Origin of the sequence: Thermomonas sp. (genome assembly GCF_029945965.1) — a bacterium.
Classification (GTDB): Bacteria; Pseudomonadota; Gammaproteobacteria; order Xanthomonadales; family Xanthomonadaceae; genus Thermomonas.
The window spans coordinates 112299-131754 of sequence record NZ_JAQSDO010000020.1; the positions used below are offsets into that span (position 1 = coordinate 112299).

Consider the following 19456-nt stretch of genomic DNA (forward strand, 5'->3'; position numbering starts at 1 on the left):
GTCGCGTGGTGAGTGTTCATGCATCCTGCGCCACGGCACGCACAGGATGGATGAAGACGGCGGCTAGGTTTTCGCGTCCGCCGCAACATCGGTGCCGTCATCCACGCGGTTGCGGCCGGCCTGCTTGGCGCGATACAGGTTGACGTCGGCGCGTGCCAGCAGCGCTTCGGGCGTGGACTCGTCATCGGCCATCTGGGTGGCCACGCCTATGCTGATGGTGAGCGTGCGGCTAACAGGTGAGTCGTGGTTCTCGATCATCAATTCCTGCACGGTAAGGGACAGTGCCTGCGCTACGCGGTTGGCCCCGGAGAGATCGCATTCGGGCAGCAGGCAGATGAACTCTTCGCCGCCGAAGCGCGCCACCAGATCCTGCGCGCGATCAAGTCGAGCGCGTAGGGCGGTGGCAACAGTCTGCAGGCATTGATCGCCGTGCAGATGACCGTAGCGGTCGTTGTAGGCCTTGAAATAATCGATGTCGATCATCAACAACGACAGCGACTTTCCACTGCGTTGGCAGCGTCGCCACTCGGTCTGCAAGGTCTCGTCGAAATGCCGGCGATTGGCAATACCGGTCAGGCCGTCGATATAGGCCATCTTGAGCAGCTGTTCGCTATGTGCGGTCTGCTCGGTGCGGTCCTCGAAGGTGGCCATGAAATGATCGCCGAACGCGAGGCCGCCGATGGCCATGATCCGCTGGGTGCCGTCGCGCATGGTCATCCGGTAATCCTTGCGCTGGATCTCGGTACCGTGTCTGGCCGCCTCGGCTATGTTGTAATTCCAGTCGCTGATCACCTGGGCCCGGTAGGCGGAATCCGGGTAGGCCATCTGCCACCAATTGGTCAGCGTGGGCTCTTTACCATCAAGGAAGCTGAAGTACTTGTGGAAGCGCCGGTTGCGGAAGTAGATGTGCCCGCTGGCGTCCACTAGCGACAGCCCCATGGGCATTTCGTTCATCAGGTGCTGCAGCAGGCGTTCTGTTTCCTGATGCTTCAACGCGCGCTGCTTGTCGCTGGTGATGTCTCGAATATAGCCGTGCCAAAGAATGGCCCCGCTCTCCAGCCGTTGCGGCTTGGCGTATCCGCTGAGCCAGCGCATGCCACGTTCGGGCAGGGTCACGCGGAATTCGGCCTTCCATGCGGTGATCTGGCGAGTCGGCTGGAAAATACTCTTGATGCCAGGTAGATCGTCCGGATGGATGCGCGAAAACACGAGCGACGCATTGGCCTGCAGTTGTTCGGGTGATACGCCAAAGATTGCGTACGTGCCGATGCTTGCATAGGGAAAGTGGCTGCTGCCGTCGGGATTTAGTTGGTACTGGTAGAGCATCCCGGGCACGTTTTCGGCGAGTTGGTCCAGCTGTTCCTGGAACAGCTGCCGCTTGCTGGCCTCCATCCTGGTGCCGAGGATCCGCAGCGGATTACCGTCCGCATCACGCTCCATCACCTGGCCACGATCCTGGATCCAGAGGTAGCTGCCGTCCTTGCGGCGGATGCGGTGCACGCTGTCGTAGAAAGGGAACTCTCCTGATAAGTGTTGCCGCATTTCGGTCCGCACACGGTCCACATCATCCGGATGGATGCGTGCAATCCATTCCTCCAGATCGTTGCCGATATCTTCTTCGGCGTAACCGAGCAAGGCCTTCCACAGGGGGGAGTGATAGATCATGCCGGTGCAGGCATCGTATTCCCACGCACTCTGCCTGGTGGCCTGCAGCACCGCTTCCCAGCGCGGTGTTTTCTCGTCGCTCAAGTGCAGGTCGTCTGCCAAACCAAGCCTCCCGTAAGTCGGGGTTTCCAAAACATAACGGCACGATGCATGGGTAATTCCGTATCACGCAAAAAATCAGACGTCCCAACCAGCGCCGTCAGGCGGCTGGTGCTGGCCGCGGTCAAGCGGCCTTGCTCGACTCCAGGAAATCCTGCGCAAACCGCTGCAGCATGCCGCCGGCTTCGTAGATCGACGCTTCTTCGGCGGTATCCAGCCGGCAGGTCATCGGCACGTCGATGCGTTCGCCATCGCGGCGATGGATGACAAGCGTCAGCTCCGCACCCGGCGCGGGTGTGCCGCGCACGTCGAAGGTTTCGCTGCCGTCGATGCCGAGCGTCTGCCGCGTCGTGCCCGGCTGGAACTGCAGCGGCAATGTACCCATGCCGATCAGGTTGGTGCGGTGGATGCGCTCGAAACCTTCGGCGGCGATTGCTTCCACGCCGGCCAGCCGCACGCCCTTGGCGGCCCAGTCGCGTGAACTGCCTTGGCCATAGTCTGCGCCGGCAACAATGATCAGCGGCTGCGCGCGGTCCATGTAGGTTTCGATGGCTTCCCACATGCGCACAACCTCGCCTTCGGGCTCGATGCGTGCAAACGAACCTTGCCGTACCTTGCCATCGGCATCGCGCACCATTTCGTTCAATAGTTTCGGATTGGCGAAGGTCGCGCGCTGCGCGGTCAGGTGGTCGCCGCGATGGGTGGCGTAGGAATTGAAGTCCTCTTCCGGCACGCCCATCTTGGTCAAATATTCACCAGCGGCGCTGCTGGCCATGATCGCATTGGACGGCGACATGTGGTCGGTGGTGATGTTGTCGCCGAGCACCGCCAGCGGACGCATGCCGGTCATGGTGCGTTTGCCGGCCAGCGCGCCTTCCCAATACGGTGGGCGGCGGATATAGGTGCTCATCTCACGCCAGTTGTAGAGCGGGCTGACCGCCGCGCCCTTGGCATGGACCGCAAACATCGGATCGTAGACCTGGCGGAATTGTTCTGGCTTGACCGAGGCCTTCACCACTGCGTCGATTTCTTCATCGCTCGGCCAGAGGTCCTTGAGCGTGACCGGCTTGCCATCATGGTCTAGTCCCAGCACGTCCTTCTCGATGTCGAAGCGGATAGTTCCGGCGATTGCATACGCGACCACCAACGGTGGCGAGGCCAGGAACGCCTGCTTCGCATACGGATGGATGCGGCCGTCGAAGTTGCGGTTGCCGGACAGCACTGCGGTTGAATACAGGTCGCGCTCGACGACTTCCTGCTGGATCGCCGGATCCAGCGCGCCGCTCATGCCGTTGCAGGTGGTGCAGGCGAAACCGACGATGCCGAAGCCGAGTGCTTCGAGTTCGGAGAGCAAGCCGGCTTCCTGCAGATAAAGCTCGACCGTCTTGGAGCCCGGCGCCAGCGAAGTCTTCACCCATGGCTTGCGGGTCAGCCCCTTGGCATTCGCGTTGCGTGCCAGCAGGCCGGCGGCAATCACGTTGCGTGGATTACTGGTGTTGGTGCAACTGGTGATCGCCGCAATAATCACCGCGCCATCCGGCATCAGTCCTTGCGCTTCCTGCTTCAGCGCACCGTCGAGGTTGTTTGCAATGCCGCTGCTGGAAAGCTCGCTGGTCGCCACCCGCTTGTGCGGAACGGATGGCCCGGCCATGTTGCGCACCACCGACGACAGGTCGAAGTGCAGCGTGCGTTCGTACTTCGCATTCGCGAGTGCATCGGCCCACAAGCCGGTCTGCTTCGCATAGGTTTCGACCAGTGCGACCTGCGCGTCTTCGCGGCCGGTCAGGCGCAGGTAGTCCAGGGTCATGTCGTCGATGAAGAACATCGCCGCGGTCGCGCCGTACTCCGGCGCCATGTTGGAAATCGTCGCGCGGTCGCCCAGGGTCAATGCGGCAGCACCTTCGCCACGGAATTCCAGATAGGCGCCCACGACTTTCGACGCACGCAGGAATTCGGTCATCGCCAGCACGACGTCGGTGGCGGTGATGCCGGGCTGCGGCTTGCCGCTGAGTTCCACGCCGATGATGTCCGGCAGGCGCATCCACGACGCGCGGCCAAGCATCACGCTTTCCGCTTCCAGCCCGCCCACGCCAATCGCAATCACGCCGAGCGAATCGACATGCGGGGTATGACTATCAGTGCCGACGCAGGTATCCGGGAAGGCGACGCCATCGTCGACCGCGACCACCGGGCTCATTCGTTCCAGGTTGATCTGATGCATGATCCCGTTGCCCGGCGGGATCACGTCGATGTTGCGGAACGCGAGTTTCGTCCAATCGATGAAATCGAAGCGATCCGCATTGCGACGGTTCTCGATCGCGCGATTCTTCAGGAATGCATCGCGATCAAAACCGGCCGCTTCCACCGCCAACGAATGGTCCACGATCAACTGCACCGGCACCACCGGATTGACCTGCGCCGGGTCGCCGCCTTGTTCGGCGATCGCATCGCGCAGGCCCGCCAGATCGACCAGCGCGGTCTGGCCAAGGATGTCGTGGCAGACCACGCGTGCTGGGAACCACGGGAAATCGAGGTCGCGGCGACGTTCGATCAACTGGGTCAGGTAGGCATCCAGCAGCTCGGGCTCGGCACGGCGCACCAGGTTTTCGGCATGCACGCGGGCGGTGTAGGACAGCTGGTCCCAGGTGCCTGGCTGCAGCGCATCCACTGCAGCGTGCGCATCGAAATAGTCGAGGTCGGTGCCGGGCAGGGGCTTGCGGAACTGGGTATTCATCGTGATCGCGGGCGTTGCGGCAGAACCGCCATTGTCGCACCAGCGCTGTCGCCGGTTGCACGCCTGCCAGGTTGTGCACTGCTACGGCACTTCAAGTGCCTGCGTTGCAACCAGTTCACGCAGCAGCGGATTGGGAAAGCGCCGTGGCAGGGTCACCGCGTAGAACGTTTCGCTAAGGCGTGGCAGGGCATCGACCTGGACCAGCTGGCCGCTGGCCAGCTCATCCTTGACCACGATCGGCGGGACGACGGCTAGCCCGATGTCTTCGCGCGCCAGCAGACGCATCATCGCCATGTCGTCCACCTCGGCGGCAATCCGTGGGCGGATGCCGAGCCGGTCGACCAGCGCATCGAAGCCGGTGCGGATGCTGCTATGCAGGGTGGGCAATACCAGGGGTTCGCGCGCCAGCAGTTGTTCCAGCGTGGCGCCTTGGCCGATGCGGGCCGGCGTGCCAACCAGGCTCACGGCCTGTTCGGCGATCGGATGCGAGATCCAATGCGTGGCGGCATCGCGCGTGGGCGGCGCGTTGACCAACACCACATCCAGCCGATGCGCTTCGAGTCCCTGCAGCAGGTCGCCGGTCGCACCCGAGCGGATGATGATTTCCACATCGTCGCGTCCCAGCAATGGGCGCAGGAAGCTGATCTGGAAATTGCGTGACAGCGTGGCCAGTGAGCCCACCCGCAGCGCCAGGCGACGCTTGCCGGCCTGTTCCTGCAGGGTGCCGAGCAGTTCGGCGCCGGTGGCAAAGATCACGTCGGCATGATCCAGCGCAATGCGCCCGGCTTCGGTCAGCAGCAATTGCTTGCCACTGCGTTCGAATAAGGCATGGCCGATCTGTTCTTCCAGTTTGCGGATCTGGATGGACAGCGCGGACTGCGAGACGTGTAGCCGGTGCGCCGTGCGCGTGAGGTTGCCGTCGCGCGCGACCGCCCAGAAATAGCGCAAGTGGTTGTAGTTCAAGCCCGCCATGTGATCATTCTATTTTTAATATTGATTCATTGCACATAATGAATTTTATAGAATGATAGTGCTCACGTAGCGTGCCGGGACTTCAACGCTGTTCCGGAGCCCGCAATGCCCCCATTTTTTGCTGCACTGGTCTTGGTCGCGCCCGGTCTGCTGCTTTGCGTAGCCTTGCTGGCGCTGTCAACGTCCGGCATGCGGCCCGCTGGCATCCTGCTGAGTAGCCGCATCGCGACATTGGCAGCGTTGCTGCTTGCGGTCGCAGCAACAGTCTGGGTGACATGGCAGGGGCCGGTCACCAGTCCGCTGCTCGGGCTTGGCGGGCTCGGTCTGTCCATCAGGCTGGATCCGGTCAGCTGCACGATGTTCCTGCTGGTCGCGTTCGTGGGCACGATCGTTGTTCAGTACAGCCGCAATTATCTGGATGGCGATGCACGCCAGGGCGCGTTCATCGGCGGCCTGTGCCTGACGATTTCTGCAGTGTTGTTACTGGTGCTGGCCGGCAACCTGTTCCAGCTGGCGGCGGCCTGGATCGCGACCAGCCTGTCTTTGCATCAGCTGCTCATGTTCTATCGCGAGCGACCTGCAGCGGTGCTGGCGGCGCGCAAGAAATTCATCACCGCGCGGCTTGGCGATACCGGCTTGCTGGGTGCATGCGTGCTGCTTGCCTCCGCGTTCGGAAGCAGTGACATCGCCACCATCCTTGAGCGTGCGCGCGAACTCGATGCTGCTGCAGTGCCCGCATCGCTGCAATTTGCGGCCTTGCTGCTTGCCTGCGCCGCACTATTGAAGTCGGCGCAGTTCCCGACCCACGGTTGGCTGCCCGAAGTGATGGAAACGCCGACGCCGGTGTCGGCGCTGTTGCATGCCGGCATCATCAATGCGGGTGGCTTCCTGGTGATCCGGTTCGCCGACGTGATGTTGCTGTCGGCACCGTCACTGCACGTGCTCGCCGTGGTCGGTGGGTTTACTGCACTGTTCGGGAGCGTGGTCATGCTGACCCAGCCCAGTGTCAAGGGATCGCTGGCCTGGTCGACCGTGTCGCAAATGGGATTCATGCTGCTGCAGTGCGGCTTTGGCGCGTTCTCGGTCGCCCTGCTGCATATCGTGGCGCACTCGCTGTACAAGGCGCATGCGTTCCTGTCGTCCGGCAGCGTCGTCGAGCTTGCGCGCAGCGCGGTAGCGCCCCGTGAGCAAGGCACGTCCCGGGTCATGGTGGGCGTGGCCAGCCTTGGGTTTGCGATGGCGCTTTACGTTGCGATGAATTTCGCGCTGGCATCAGTTGTGGATGCGGATGCCACGCTTTCACCCGCCGTCTTCACCCTGGGCACGATCCTGGTGCTTGGTGTGGCGTTGTTCATTGCCCAATCCGTTCCGCTGGCAGCAGGTGCCGGCAGCATGGCGGCATCGCCCAATATGCCTGCGATGGATGCAGCGAACGCGCAAACCTCGCATCTCAGTTTGCGCGTGTTGGTTCGCACGTTGGCGGCTGCTGCGTTCGCCACCGCTGCCTACTTCCTGCTGCAACAACTCGCGGCCTGGTGGACGCAACCCAGCTTGCCCGCAATACCAGTCGCCAGCCCGGTCGGGTTGGCGATCATGGGGCTAGCGGTGCTGTCGTTCGCGATCGTCGCCCTCCTGCAATTGATGGCACCGGCGCGAATCGGCAATCCGCACTGGCGCGCGGCACGCGTGCATCTGGCAAATGGTCTTTACGTCAACGCATGGTTCGACCGCTTGGTAGGCGCGTTGCGGCGCCCGCTTGCCCATGTATCTGGCAACACATCTGGAAAGGAGCAGGCGGCATGAACGCACCCGCACGGTTTGTAGCGGACGACACGGTCGAAGTGTTGTATTCAGCCGCATCGATCGCAGTGAGTGGTGTGCGCGATGCTGCCGAGCGCGCGGCCAACCGGATCGCGCCGCTGTGGCCGCTCAAGGATTTCGTGGCAGTCAATCCGTTTCTTGGTTTCGCCGATACATCCTTCGTCGAAGCCGGCAAAACCATGCGGCGTGCAGCATCCGCAAGCATGACCATGCCGCGCGCGTTCTATGCACAAGCACTTGCCAGCGGGCGCATCGCCGATGCCGACCTCGCCGCCGCCCTGGCGCGGATCCCGGCATCGCACGATGGGCCTCACGAGTGGCCGCAGGATGTTGCCGAGTTGAAGCAGATCCTTGCACACGGCGAGCCCATGCATGTCCAAGCGATGGCAACGGCCGCCGATGTTGCCAGCCACGCGACCGGTCGGGATTGGGCAGGCTTTGCAGTGGCGCGGATCTCGACGTGGGCCGCCACGCATTACGACCAAGGCCAAGCCCCGTGGAAACCGGTCACGCGCGCGCTTCCGGCATATGCGTCGTGGCGCGCCGAGGCCTGTATCGACCGGACGCCGCAGGTGATGGGTCTGCAAGGGTTCCACAAGATCATCGAAGCACTGCCGGACGATGCCGAGTCCATGATCGCGGAGGGCGCGCGTCGCCTCGGCCTGTCCGCGGATGTGCTGGAGGCATACTTTCATCGCTTGCTGATGAGCGTGGCGGGCTGGGCCGGGTATGCGCGCTACCAGACTTGGCAATGCGCACTGCAGGGTGGAAATGATCGCAGCGTGCTGGAACTACTCGCCGTGTGCCTGGCCTGGGACGTGGCTGTGCTGGAAGCACTGGCTGGTCATCCGGCCGTGGTACGGGGATGGGTTGATGCGCGCGCGGAACTTGCCTCCAGTCCAGCAGACATCGATGCCAATAGTGCGATCAACGCCGTCCTGCAGGACGCCTACGAAATCGCCTGGCAGCGCACCCTGATCGGTGCACTTGATCGCACTGCATCACCAGTGCCGCCGGCAGCGCACATGCGCGCTTCCGTACAGGCGGCGTTCTGCATCGACGTGCGCTCCGAAGTGTTCCGGCGTGCATTCGAGGCGGCGGGAACCGACATCGAAACGATTGGTTTTGCCGGATTCTTTGGTGTCGCGATGGACCATGTACCGCTGGGCCAACGCCAAGGCAGCGCGCAATGCCCGGTGCTGCTGGCGCCACGCTTCACGATTCGTGAAACCGTGCAGGGCGCACCGGCCGATGCGCAGGCCGGCATCCTGCAGCTGCGGCTGGTGCGGCGCAGGGTTGCTTCTGCATGGCGTGCATTTCGTACCGCAGCGGTGTCGTCGTTCGCCTTTGTCGAAACCATGGGCTGGACCTACGCCGTGAAGTTGGCCGGTGATTCGCTGGGTGTGAGCCGTGTGGTGCCGCATCCCGCCACCGACGGCGTGGACGCCGCGATCCGCCAGCGGCTGGCACCGGATATCGCGCCATCCCATGTCCACGGAGAAGCGACGGGCGTGCTGCCAGAGGACCGGGTCGCGCTGGCGGAATCGATCCTGCGCGGCATGTCACTGCAGCGGGATTTCGCCCGCCTGGTGCTGCTGGTCGGCCATGGCGCCACTACCGTCAACAACCCGCATGCCAGCGGTCTGGATTGCGGTGCTTGCGGTGGTCACCCGGGTGATGCCAACGCACGCGTGGCGGCGGCCGTCCTCAATGATGCGCAGGTGCGCGATGCGCTTGCGGCGCGCGGTATCGCGATTCCCGACGACACCGTGTTCGTGGGATGCCTGCATGACACGACCACTGACGTCGTCACCGTGTTCGAGCAGGCGTTGCTGCCCGCCAGTCACGCCGGCGATATGCAGCAGACGCAGCAATGGCTGGCACTGGCAGGTCGCGCGGCGCGCCGCGAACGCGCTGCACTGCTGCATGTTGATGCAGACAAACCACTTGATGCACAGCTACTGGCACGCACCCGCGATTGGAGTCAGGTGCGACCCGAATGGGGCCTGGCCGGATGCGCGGCGTTCATTGCGGCGCCACGCGGGCGCACGGCAGCATTGGACCTGCAAGGTCGCGCCTTCCTGCACAGCTACGACTGGCGCCAGGACGACGGCTTCGGCGTACTGGAGCTGATCATGACCGCGCCGATGGTGGTCGCCAGCTGGATCAACCTGCAGTACTACGGATCGACCGTCGACAACCGCGTGTTCGGTTGTGGCAACAAGGTCCTGCACAACGTGGTCGGCACGCTGGGTGTGCTGGAAGGCAACGGCGGCGACCTGCGTAGTGGCCTGCCCTGGCAGTCGCTGCATGACGGCGAGCGCTTGATCCATGAGCCGATGCGATTGTCGGTGGTGATTCACGCGCCGCTTGCCGCGATTGGCGCGGTCATTGCCAAGCATGCGTCCGTCCGCCAGCTGGTGGACAACGGCTGGCTGCACCTGTTCGCGATGGGCGATGCAGGCACGCCACTGCAACGCTACATCGGCAATCTGTGCTGGGAGCCTGCGTGAACCTGCATTCCTCGAACAGCGTCCGCCAAGCCGCTGATGTGTTGCGCAACGGCGGGCTTGTCGGCTTGCCTACCGAAACGGTGTACGGATTGGCGGCCGATGCGCGCAATCCAGCGGCGGTTGCAAGGATCTTCGCGGCAAAACAACGTCCCGTGGACCATCCGTTGATCGTGCACCTGCGCCATGCCGAACAACTTCGAGCCTAGGCGCGCGATATTCCCGAAGACGCATGGCGGTTGGCACGGACGTTCTGGCCCGGCCCGCTCACCCTGATCCTGCGCCGGGCAACAGGCGTGCTGGATGCCGTGACCGGCGGGCTGGACACCGTGGCCTTGCGCGTACCAGATCATCCGCTGGCATTGGCGGTGCTGGAGCAGTTCGGCGATGGCATCGCCGCGCCTTCGGCCAATCGCTACGGGCGTGTGAGCCCAACGTTCGCCGCGCATGTGCGCGAGGAACTGGGCGATGCGGTCGACCTGGTGCTGGACGGTGGTCCATGCTGGATCGGCATCGAATCCACCATCGTCGACATGACCGGTGGCAGTGCCTGCGTGCTGCGGCCCGGCGCCATCACCGAAACGGACCTGCATCAGGCATTGGACAAGGCGCTGCGCCGAGGCATCGAGCCCGACACGCCCTGTCCCGGCATGAAGACCTCGCACTACGCGCCCAACGCACGCGTGTTGCTGTCTTCTCCAGAGCAGGCCACGCACGATGTTGCGGCATGTCGCGCGCGCGGGCGCCGGGTGGGGTTGTTGGGTACGCACAAGCCGCGCAGCCTGCCTGCAGACGTGCATTGGCTGGGCTTGCGCCAGGACGTCGCCGGGCAGGCGCAACAGCTGTACCAGCGCTTGCGCGATGCCGATCATCTGGCGCTGGACGTCGTGGTGGCGGTGGTCCCGGCCGGTGATGGACTGGCACATGCGCTGCGCGACCGCCTGCAACGTGCGGCAGGGCTTGGTGACATGCCGCCTGTTGGCCACACGTCATGAAGACCAAAACGGCACGTGCCACGCTCGGCTCACATCTGCGTTTCTGCGCGTGAGAGCGCCAATGTCACTAATGGATGCCACGCTTTCAGCGCACCTCGCCGCACTTGAGAATGAGGCAATTTTCATCCTGCGTGAAGCCGTCGCCGAAGCGTGCAAACCGGTCCTGCTGTTCTCTGCGGGCAAGGATTCAACCGTGCTCGCACATCTGGCGATGCGTGCGTTCCATCCCGCCAGACCGCCGATGCCGTTGCTGCATATCGATTCAACTTGGGAATTTGCATCACTGCTTGCGTTCCGCGACGCATTTGCGGCGCGGCACGGCTTCGAACTCATCGTGCATGCGAACGAGGAAGGGCGCCGCAAAGGTCTGAATCCCTTCGATCACGGTGACCGCTACACCAGCGCGATGCGCACGCAGCCGTTGAAGCAGGCGTTGGCCGATGGCGGCTTCGACATCATCTTCGGCGGCGCGCGCCGCGACGAGGAAGCATCGCGGGCCAAGGAGCGCATCGTGTCCGTGCGCAGTGCGCAGCATGGGTGGGATCCGCGCCAGCAGCGCCCTGAACTGTGGAACCTCTACAACCTGCGGCTAGGGCGCGGCGCGTCGGCGCGTGTGTTCCCGCTGTCCAACTGGACCGAACTCGACGTGCTGCTGTACGTGTACGTGCATCGGATCGAACTGGCGCCACTTTATTTCGCAACGCCTCGACAAGTGGTTCAACGCGATGGTGGATGGATCGTCATTGACGATAACCGGCGCATGCACTGGCGGCCCGGTGACGTGCCGCAGACGCGCAGCGTGAGGTTTCGCACGCTTGGTTGCTGGCCGGTCACCGCAGCGGTCGAATCATCGGCATGCGGGCTGGCAGAGGTAATCCTGGAAACGCTGGCAAGCGGGCAGTCGGAACGCAGCGGGCGGCTGGGCGACAACGAGGATGGCGGCTCACTGGAACAGAAGAAACGTGAAGGCTATTTCTGATCATCCGTATCTGTCCCAACGCGTCGCGCTGCTGACCCAGCATGGCAAGCAGCAGGTGATTGCGCCTGCACTGCATGCGGCGGTCGGCTGCAAGGTCGAGCGGGTCGCCGGCATCGACACCGATCTGCTTGGCACGTTCGCACGGCAATGGCGCTTTCCCGGCCACCGCATGGTGGTGCGCCCGGCCTGTGATGGCGATTCGCGTATCCGCAAGGGCATCGCATCCTGGGAACAGCTTGAACGGCATTTCCGCTGGGCCCGGCAAACATCGACCAATGGACAGGTGTTCATCGAAACCGACATGCGCGCCGATGCCAATCCCTCGCGCATGAACGTCATTCGCAGCGCAGCGATCGAACCTGGCCAGCGCCTCGCATGCAGTGTCCCTGCTGTGAGGTTCCGGGCTTCTGGCGCGTTCGGATTGTGCCCGGACTGCCCCGTGGACTATGCGGTGAAGCCACGCGGGACGCCGTCGCAGAGATACTGGCGTGCGTGCAGTGCGACCACCATTGCGAGCGTGAACGCACCGACGTGCGTGTCGCGGATCCGGCTCACTGTGACTTCTGTAATCCCTGACTGCTCGCTTTTGTCGCCACTGGCGCCCGCTCTTCTAGAATGCGCGGATGACATTGATCGATCCTGCTGCCCTGCGCCTGTCCGTTGCCCCGATGATGGATTGGACTGATACCCATTGCAGGGTCTTCCATCGGCTGCTGGCGCCGCATGCACGTCTGTACACCGAGATGGTGCATGCCAATGCTGTAATCCACGGCGACCGTTCGCGCTTGCTGGCCATGGATCCGACTGAGCATCCGGTGGCGTTGCAACTTGGCGGTAGCGATCCGGCGTTGCTCGCACAAGCCGCGCGGATTGGCGCCGAGGCCGGCTTCGACGAGATCAATCTCAATTGCGGCTGCCCGTCCGACCGCGTCCAGGCGGGTCGTTTCGGTGCCTGCCTGATGCGCGAACCGGCGCTGGTGGCCGAGGGCGTGGCGGCGATGATAGCGGCGTGCAATGTACCCGTGACCGTGAAGTGTCGGCTGGGCGTGGATGACGACCACGACTGGAACCACTTCCTGGCCTTCATCGACACCATTGCCGATGCCGGCTGCCGGCTGTTCGTGGTGCATGCGCGCAATGCCTGGCTCAAGGGTCTCAGCCCGAAGGAAAACCGCGAAGTGCCGCCGCTGCGCTACGACTGGGCCTACCGGCTCAAGCACGAGCGGCCGCAGTTGCAGGTGATCGTCAATGGCGGGATTGCCGATGCCGCCGAAGCGCGCGCGCATTTGTCACACATGGATGGCGCGATGCTGGGCCGCGCCGCCTACCACGATCCGTATTTGCTGCATCGGCTCGACGTCGAATGGTTCGGTGCCGAGCTTCGCAGCCGCGGCGATCTGTTGCGCGCCATGCAGCCCTATGTCGAAGCGCAGCTCGCGCGTGGTGGTCTGCTGAAACATATCGTCCGCCACGTACTCGGCCTGTTCGCCAGCCAGCCCGGCGGTCGTGCGTTCCGCCAGATCCTCAGCGAAGGCGCGCACAAGACCGGCGCCGACTGGTCACTGGTCGAACGCGCACTCTCACTGACGCATTCCAACAAGCAAGCCATCGAGCACGCCGCATGATTACCCGCGACATCGAATCCTTTCTCGCGTTTACACGCACTGCAGCACCTGATTTCGGCCCAGCCACCGCGCGCGCCGCGTTCCTGGTCGCGCCCGACGGCTTCCGCTTGGCCGAGCAGTCCGCACAGGACAATGTCTATATGGCCGATGCCGCCGCATTCGATGCCGGTCGCGCATCGATGCAGCATCGCGACCTGCAACGCGCGTTGTCGGCGGCCTTGCCGACGGTATGTTTCGCCGGCGATCCGGAGACGCCCGATGCGTTGTTCCCGAACAACGTGTTCGGTACAGCTGCGGGGCGTTACGTCGTGGGGCGCATGCGTCATCCGGTGCGCCAACATGAAGCGACGCGCGCCGATATCCGCCAGTTCTTCGGCGACGTGCTGGGCTACCGCGAAGTCGATCTTTCGACACAGGCGAATGTCTGCGAACTGACCGGCGCGTTGGTGATTGACCGCGCACGCGGATTGGGCTTCTGCGGGCTGTCGGAACGCTGCGACGAACAAGGCGCACGCCTGATGCATGAGGCCTTCGGCTTGCGCGCGACCCTGATGTTCGACCTGGCCGTCGGCGAATACCACACCAATGTCGTGTTGGCGGTGCTGGCCGGGCGTGCGGCGGTGATCTGTCCAGATGGCTTTGCGGATCTGGCCGTGGTCGAGGCGATCACGTCGCTGTATGCGCCGCATGCGATTGTCTGCGCGCCCGGCGAACATGCGGCTTTCGTTGGCAACTGTATTGCGCTTGGCCAGGACAAGGTCTGGATGAGCGCGGCGGCGGATGCTGCCTTGCAGTCTGCCCATCGCCAGCAACTGGCCGATGCCGGTTTCGAGGTGGCCGCGGTCGAACTGGATGCGATCGAAGCCGCTGGCGGTTCGCTGCGCTGCTGCATCGGTGAGTTGTTTTGAGCTTTGTCACGTTTTCACGATGTCACTGAACCGCGCGGTATCCTGTTCAGGAAACTTCAGGGCCGATTCACCGGCTGTCGCCAGAATGGCTGTTCCTGCACCAGAAGCTGGAAGTCGCACATGTCCCGCTGCCAATTGCCATCGCTGAAACTGCTGACCATCGCCATCTGGGCGATGCTTCCAGTGCTGACTGCGTTTGCCGGGCCGCAATCGGCGTCGCAGCAGGACAGCCGTCAGGATCGAGGTCGATCACGCGACAACACCAGCCTGTCCGATGCGGTACGCCGGATCGAGCGCGACACGCGTGGTGAAGTGCTGTCGGCCGAACGCGTCCAATACGACGGTCGCGACATGCACCGTGTCAAGGTGGTTGATGACGAGGGCCGCGTGCGCGTCTTCATGCAGGATCCGAACCGACGCAACGACAACAACGCTGACCCAAATCGAGCAGGTTCCAATCGAAACGACGGTCAGGACGATAGCCATGGTTCACGGGGCCGCCCGCGGCCTACACGCGATAACGACGACTGATCCCGGCATCCTGTGCAGGTGCATGGCACGTCCATGTTCCCGTCCACCCATTTATTGGTAAGGAGTTTCCATGCGTATCCTGCTCGTCGAAGACGAAGCCCCGTTGCGCGAGACCTTGGCCGCGCGCCTGAAGCGCGAAGGATATGCGGTGGATGCCGCGCAAGATGGTGAGGAAGGCCTGTACATGGGCCGTGAGGTGCCGTTCGACGTGGGCATTATCGATCTTGGCCTGCCGAAGATGTCGGGCATGGAACTGATCAAGGCATTGCGCGACGAAGGCAAGAAATTCCCGGTGCTGATCCTAACCGCGCGTTCCAGCTGGCAGGACAAGGTCGACGGCCTCAAACAGGGTGCTGACGATTATCTGGTCAAGCCGTTCCATGTCGAGGAATTGCTGGCACGTGTCAATGCGCTGGTGCGCCGCGCTGCAGGCTGGAGCAAGCCGACGCTGGAATGCGGGCCGGTGATGCTGGATCTGGCCGCGCAGACGGTAAGCGTCGACGGGGCCAATGTGGACCTGACCAGCTACGAGTACAAGGTGCTCGAATACCTGATGATGCATGCCGGCGAACTGGTCTCCAAAGCGGACCTGACCGAGCACATCTACCAGCAGGACTTCGACCGCGACTCAAACGTGCTCGAAGTATTCATCGGTCGCCTGCGCAAGAAGCTCGACCCGGAAGGCGCACTGAAGCCGATCGAGACCGTGCGTGGCCGTGGCTACAGGTTCGCGATCCCGCGCACCGGCGAGTGATATCGCATCCAGCTGACGGCGGATAACGCCCGTGGATGCGCCTGCCAAGCCAACCAGCGATCCCGCAAGCGGCGACGCCACCCGGCGTCGCCGCTTGCGCATCGTACAGCCGCGTTCCCTGCAGGCTCGCCAGCTGCTCGCAGCCAGTCTGGGCCTGGTGGCCTTCCTCGCGCTCGCCGGCTATGCGCTTGATCGCTCGTTTCTGAGTACCGCTCAGAGCGGCATGCGCGAGCGCCTGCACAGCTACGCGCTGGCCTATGCCAACAGCGATTTCGCCCGCGATGGTAGCCTCGTACCGCCCTTCGAACTGCCCGACCCGCGCTTCAAGCGTCCGGGCAGCGGCCTGTACGCGCAGATCGTGTTGCCGTCGGGTCGCTGGGAATCCGATTCGGCACAGGGGCCGCGGCTGCCAGTCGGACCAATGCTCAAAGCGCGCCAGCAGGCCTTCGAAGGACCTCTGCCGATTACCCAGATCAATGGCCAGGCGGGCGAGGTTTACCGTTATGGCTACGGGCTGATCTGGAGCGGCAACGACCAGCAGGGTCGTGAATTCCCCTACACGGTGTACATCCTGGAGGACACCACTGCGCTCGGCCGGCAGGTCGCTGCGTTTCGTTCTGCCTTGTGGTTGAATCTGGGCGGGGCAGGATTGGTATTGCTGTTGCTGCAGATGGTCGTATTGCGCTGGAGCCTGCGCCCGTTGCATGCGGTGATCGGCGAACTCAAGCGTGTGCAGCTCGGTGCTGCGTCGGGGATGAGCGAGGCGCACCCGCGCGAACTGGAACCGCTGACCCGCAGCATCAATGCCTTCATCGACAGCGAGCGCGAGAATCTGGATCGCCAGCGCAACACCCTGGCAGATCTTGCGCATAGCCTGAAGACACCGTTGGCGGTGCTGCGCACGCGTATGGATAGCGAAGCGGGCGAAGGCGAGTTACGCGAGGAAGTTGACACTCAATTGCGGCGCATGAACGATCTGGTGACCTACCAGTTATCGCGTGCCGCGCGTTCGGGACACCAGCTGTTCGCCGCGCCGATCGAGATCGAGCCGCTGGCCGAGCAGATCGTGACCGGCCTGGAAAAGGTCTACGCGGCCAAGCGTGTGTTGTGCGAATTCGAGATCGCGCCGCAGGTGCGCTTCCATGGCGAAACCGGCGACCTGCAGGAGTTGCTCGGCAACCTGCTGGAAAACGCGTTCAAGTGGGCAGGCGCGCGCGTGCTGCTGACTGTGACCGAGGGCGTGGATGCACCGGGCCGCCGGCCAGGGCTATCAATCATCGTCGAGGACGATGGTGTGGGCATTGCCGAAGACCGCATCGCGCATGTCCTGCAGCGCGGGGTGCGCGGCGACGAACGTGTGCAGGGGCATGGGATCGGCCTGGCGATCGTTCAGGACATCGTGCGCAGCTATCGCGGCGAATTGCAGGTCAGGCGTTCGCAAGAGCTGGGCGGTGCGCGTTTCGAGGTCACCTTGCCACCGGGGGTCTAAACCTACCGGGGGACTAGCCTGATTGAGCACGCCTGATTGCGTGCTGGCCCGGTCGAATATGACCTGATTCAATTCGCAAGGTGTTGCGACTTGCTTAGCGGAACATACCCGGTAGGAAGCTGTGCCAGCGCGGTGCGGCGGCACGAGTGCCGCTGCTACGCGGTGCACCCACGGTCTTGGCCTTCTCGGTGCGACGCACCGGGGCGACCGTGGTGGTGGCCGGGTCGGTATCACCAAGCTCATTCCGATCATTGCTGGCAGCGGTACTGTCCGGGCAACTGGTGCTGCCATCGGCGCTCAGGTGTTGGGATTCCACGGCAGAGGCAGTGGCGTATCCGCAAGCGAACAGGAGGGCGATGCTCAACAGGAGCGGGCTGCTACGGCGCATGAGGTTCACCACGAAATGAAGGGCGCGAACTTGAAGGGTGCGGGTGCACGTTCCCATCCTCCACTATAGCGTGGATGCGGGCGGGAGGCGAAAACCCGCATTGCTGCATCGCAGCAGGCTTTGCGCACGTCTGCATTGCAGACTGGGGCATGAGCATCGCGCAAGCAGAAATGTTGTCAGCAACACCCGACCTCACCGCGGCCACCCTGCGTCGTGCCCTGATCGCGGGTGCGCAGCGGGTGATGGCGTCGCGCGACGAATTGAACCGGATCAATGTGTTCCCGGTCGCCGACGGCGACACTGGCAGCAATCTCGCTGCGACCCTGGGCAGCGTGCTGCAGGGTACGCTGAGCCGGCGCAGCCGCCACATCGGGCAATTGCTGGTGGGGATCGGCAACGACGCCATCGACGGCGCACGTGGCAATTCCGGCGCGATCATGGCGCAGTTCCTGTTTGGCCTGGCCGAACACGCGCGCAATGCGCCGGTCCTCGATGCGCGCGCGCTGGCCGCTGCCGTGCGCGGGGGTGCGGATAGCGCGCGCGCCGCGCTGGCCCACCCGGTCGAAGGAACGATCGTCAGTGTCATCAGTGCGTTCGCCGATGCGTTGGATGAGGCAGCACGCCAGCAACCGGAAAGCCCACGTCGCGGGTTTGCCCAGGCGTTGCAGCGCGCCCGCCGTGCGCTGGCGGACACGCCGAAGCAGATGGCCTTGCTGCAGAAGGCAGGCGTGGTGGATGCCGGTGCAAAGGGTTTCGTCGACTGGCTGGAAGGCATCGCCGAATTCGTCGAAGGCGGCCCGCGCGCCGTGCGCATGCAGGGCGCGGTGCCGCATGCAGCGAACGATGCAGTCGAATTGCAGGCGCATGTGCACGAGGACATCGATCCGGCGCGCCGCTACTGCACCGAATGCCTGCTGCTGGGCCAAGGCATGGATCGCGAGCAACTGCAGGCCGCGCTGGGGGAACTCGACATTGATTCGCTGGTGGTGGCCGGCGGCGCCAGCCGGATTCGCGTGCATGGCCACGTGGGCTCGCCGCAGCTGTTGTTCGATGCCTGTGCGGCGCACGGCCGGGTCGAGTCGATGAAGGCCGACGACATGCTCATGCAGCAACGCAGCGTTGAATCGCCGCATCGGGTTGCAGTGGTCACCGACAGCGCCTCCGACCTGCCGCAGGAGCTGGCCGAGCGCTATGGGATCCACGTAGTGTCGGCGCGGGTCAGCCTGGATGGTCGCGACTACCTGGATCGACTCGGGCTTACCGCTGGCGAGTTCTACCGGCGCATGGCCACGTCGCGGCAATTGCCCATCACCAGCCAGCCACCGTCCGGGGACTACCGCCGGATCTTCGAGCACGTGCTCGGCCACCAGGACTCGGCGGTATACGTGGGCCTGTCTCGGCCGTTGTCGGGTACGTTGCAATCCGCCGAAGCCGGCGCACGCGGGCTGACGAAACCGCTGGTCGTGTTCGATAGCGGCCATGCCACGACCGGGCAAGCGTTGCTGGCGTGGCGTGCGGGCGAAATGGCCGCTGCCGGCGCGGATGCGGCGACGATTGAGACCGAACTGATTCGACTGCGCCCGTTGACCATGACCTGGGCGATGGCACGTGACATCTCGCATGCGGTGCGTGGTGGGCGCATTCCGCGCTGGGCAGGTCCCGCCATGCGCTGGAGCGGACTGACCCCGATCGCCGCAGTCAGTCCGGATGGCTTGCTCAAGTTGGTAGGTGGCCTGTTCGCGCGCCGGAAAGCGGCCGATGCCTTCGCCCATTACCTAACCAAGCGCGTGCCGAAGGTGGCTGGCTGGCGGCTGATCGTCGGCCATGCCGATGCATTGGCGGATGGCGAGCGCCTGTTTGCAGCCCTGCACGAACGCCTGCCGGTGGTTGCTGGCCATCTGGTGGAAGTCGGGCCGGCGATTGGCACGCATGCAGGGCCGGGGACATTGGTGGTGGGCCTGCAGCCAGCGCCCTGAGCACACCCGG

General features: G+C 63.8%; 15 protein-coding genes and 1 pseudogene. 12 read left to right on the top strand and 4 right to left on the bottom strand.

Annotation, left to right across the window (positions count from 1 at the left end):
- Positions 1 to 63: 63 nt before the first annotated feature.
- The 3 genes from PSV05_RS13225 to PSV05_RS13235 all read right to left on the bottom strand — a co-directional run bounded on the left by PSV05_RS13225 (position 64) and on the right by PSV05_RS13235 (position 5470).
- Complete coding sequence (locus PSV05_RS13225) at positions 64 to 1767, bottom strand: GGDEF domain-containing protein (RefSeq protein WP_300065997.1); 1704 nt, start codon at positions 1765 to 1767, stop codon at positions 64 to 66.
- Positions 1768 to 1888: 121 nt separating this feature from the next.
- On the bottom strand, positions 1889 to 4498 hold the full coding sequence (acnD, locus tag PSV05_RS13230; RefSeq protein WP_300066000.1) for a Fe/S-dependent 2-methylisocitrate dehydratase AcnD: 2610 nt from the start codon (positions 4496 to 4498) through the stop codon (positions 1889 to 1891).
- A gap of 81 nt (positions 4499 to 4579) precedes the next feature.
- On the bottom strand, positions 4580 to 5470 hold the full coding sequence (locus tag PSV05_RS13235) for a LysR family transcriptional regulator (RefSeq protein ID WP_300066004.1): 891 nt from the start codon (positions 5468 to 5470) through the stop codon (positions 4580 to 4582).
- 105 nt (positions 5471 to 5575) lie between these two features.
- On the opposite strand from PSV05_RS13235, the gene PSV05_RS13240 reads away from it, so the two are divergent.
- The 11 genes and pseudogenes from PSV05_RS13240 (at position 5576) to PSV05_RS13290 (ending at position 17082) form a co-directional block, all read left to right on the top strand.
- The gene (locus PSV05_RS13240) at positions 5576 to 7273 is read left to right on the top strand and encodes a proton-conducting transporter membrane subunit (protein WP_300066007.1); all 1698 of its coding nucleotides are present in this window, start codon (positions 5576 to 5578) and stop codon (positions 7271 to 7273) included.
- Positions 7270 to 9804, top strand: coding sequence for a DUF2309 domain-containing protein (locus tag PSV05_RS13245; RefSeq protein WP_300066009.1), 2535 nt, complete (start codon positions 7270 to 7272; stop codon positions 9802 to 9804). The genes PSV05_RS13240 and PSV05_RS13245 overlap by 4 nt, the downstream gene beginning before the upstream one ends.
- 38 nt (positions 9805 to 9842) lie before the next feature.
- Positions 9843 to 10358, top strand: a pseudogene (locus PSV05_RS13250) (L-threonylcarbamoyladenylate synthase); the annotation flags it as partial.
- Positions 10335 to 10796 (top strand): Sua5 family C-terminal domain-containing protein, encoded by a 462-nt coding sequence (locus PSV05_RS13255; protein ID WP_300066987.1) that lies wholly within the window; start codon positions 10335 to 10337, stop codon positions 10794 to 10796. The pseudogene PSV05_RS13250 and the gene PSV05_RS13255, both read left to right, overlap by 24 nt.
- A gap of 61 nt (positions 10797 to 10857) precedes the next feature.
- Positions 10858 to 11775 carry a sulfate adenylyltransferase subunit CysD gene (cysD, locus tag PSV05_RS13260; protein ID WP_345782262.1) on the top strand — a complete coding sequence of 306 codons (918 nt, stop codon included), beginning with the start codon at positions 10858 to 10860 and terminating at the stop codon, positions 11773 to 11775.
- Complete coding sequence (locus PSV05_RS13265; protein WP_300066015.1) at positions 11759 to 12460, top strand: DUF6671 family protein; 702 nt, start codon at positions 11759 to 11761, stop codon at positions 12458 to 12460. Before cysD ends, PSV05_RS13265 begins: the two co-directional genes overlap by 17 nt.
- Positions 12399 to 13400 carry a tRNA dihydrouridine(20/20a) synthase DusA gene (gene dusA / locus PSV05_RS13270; RefSeq protein WP_300066018.1) on the top strand — a complete coding sequence of 334 codons (1002 nt, stop codon included), beginning with the start codon at positions 12399 to 12401 and terminating at the stop codon, positions 13398 to 13400. The genes PSV05_RS13265 and dusA overlap by 62 nt, the downstream gene beginning before the upstream one ends.
- Positions 13397 to 14308: an arginine deiminase-related protein gene (locus PSV05_RS13275; RefSeq protein ID WP_300066021.1), complete on the top strand. Its 912-nt coding sequence runs from the start codon at positions 13397 to 13399 to the stop codon at positions 14306 to 14308. The genes dusA and PSV05_RS13275 overlap by 4 nt, the downstream gene beginning before the upstream one ends.
- A gap of 120 nt (positions 14309 to 14428) precedes the next feature.
- The gene (locus PSV05_RS13280) at positions 14429 to 14839 is read left to right on the top strand and encodes a hypothetical protein (RefSeq protein ID WP_300066024.1); all 411 of its coding nucleotides are present in this window, start codon (positions 14429 to 14431) and stop codon (positions 14837 to 14839) included.
- A gap of 70 nt (positions 14840 to 14909) precedes the next feature.
- Positions 14910 to 15593 (top strand): response regulator transcription factor, encoded by a 684-nt coding sequence (locus PSV05_RS13285; protein WP_300066027.1) that lies wholly within the window; start codon positions 14910 to 14912, stop codon positions 15591 to 15593.
- Positions 15594 to 15687: 94 nt separating this feature from the next.
- A complete protein-coding gene (locus PSV05_RS13290) occupies positions 15688 to 17082 on the top strand; it encodes an ATP-binding protein (protein ID WP_300066989.1) in 1395 nt (464 codons plus the stop codon).
- 94 nt (positions 17083 to 17176) lie between these two features.
- Here the strand turns inward: PSV05_RS13290 and PSV05_RS13295 are convergent, their stop codons facing one another.
- A complete protein-coding gene (locus PSV05_RS13295; protein WP_300066030.1) occupies positions 17177 to 17446 on the bottom strand; it encodes a hypothetical protein in 270 nt (89 codons plus the stop codon).
- A gap of 173 nt (positions 17447 to 17619) precedes the next feature.
- Between PSV05_RS13295 and PSV05_RS13300 the strand changes: the two genes are divergently transcribed.
- Positions 17620 to 19446, top strand: a complete 1827-nt coding sequence (locus PSV05_RS13300) for a DegV family protein (RefSeq protein ID WP_300066032.1) — start codon at positions 17620 to 17622, stop codon at positions 19444 to 19446.
- The last annotated feature ends 10 nt before the right edge of the window (positions 19447 to 19456 follow it).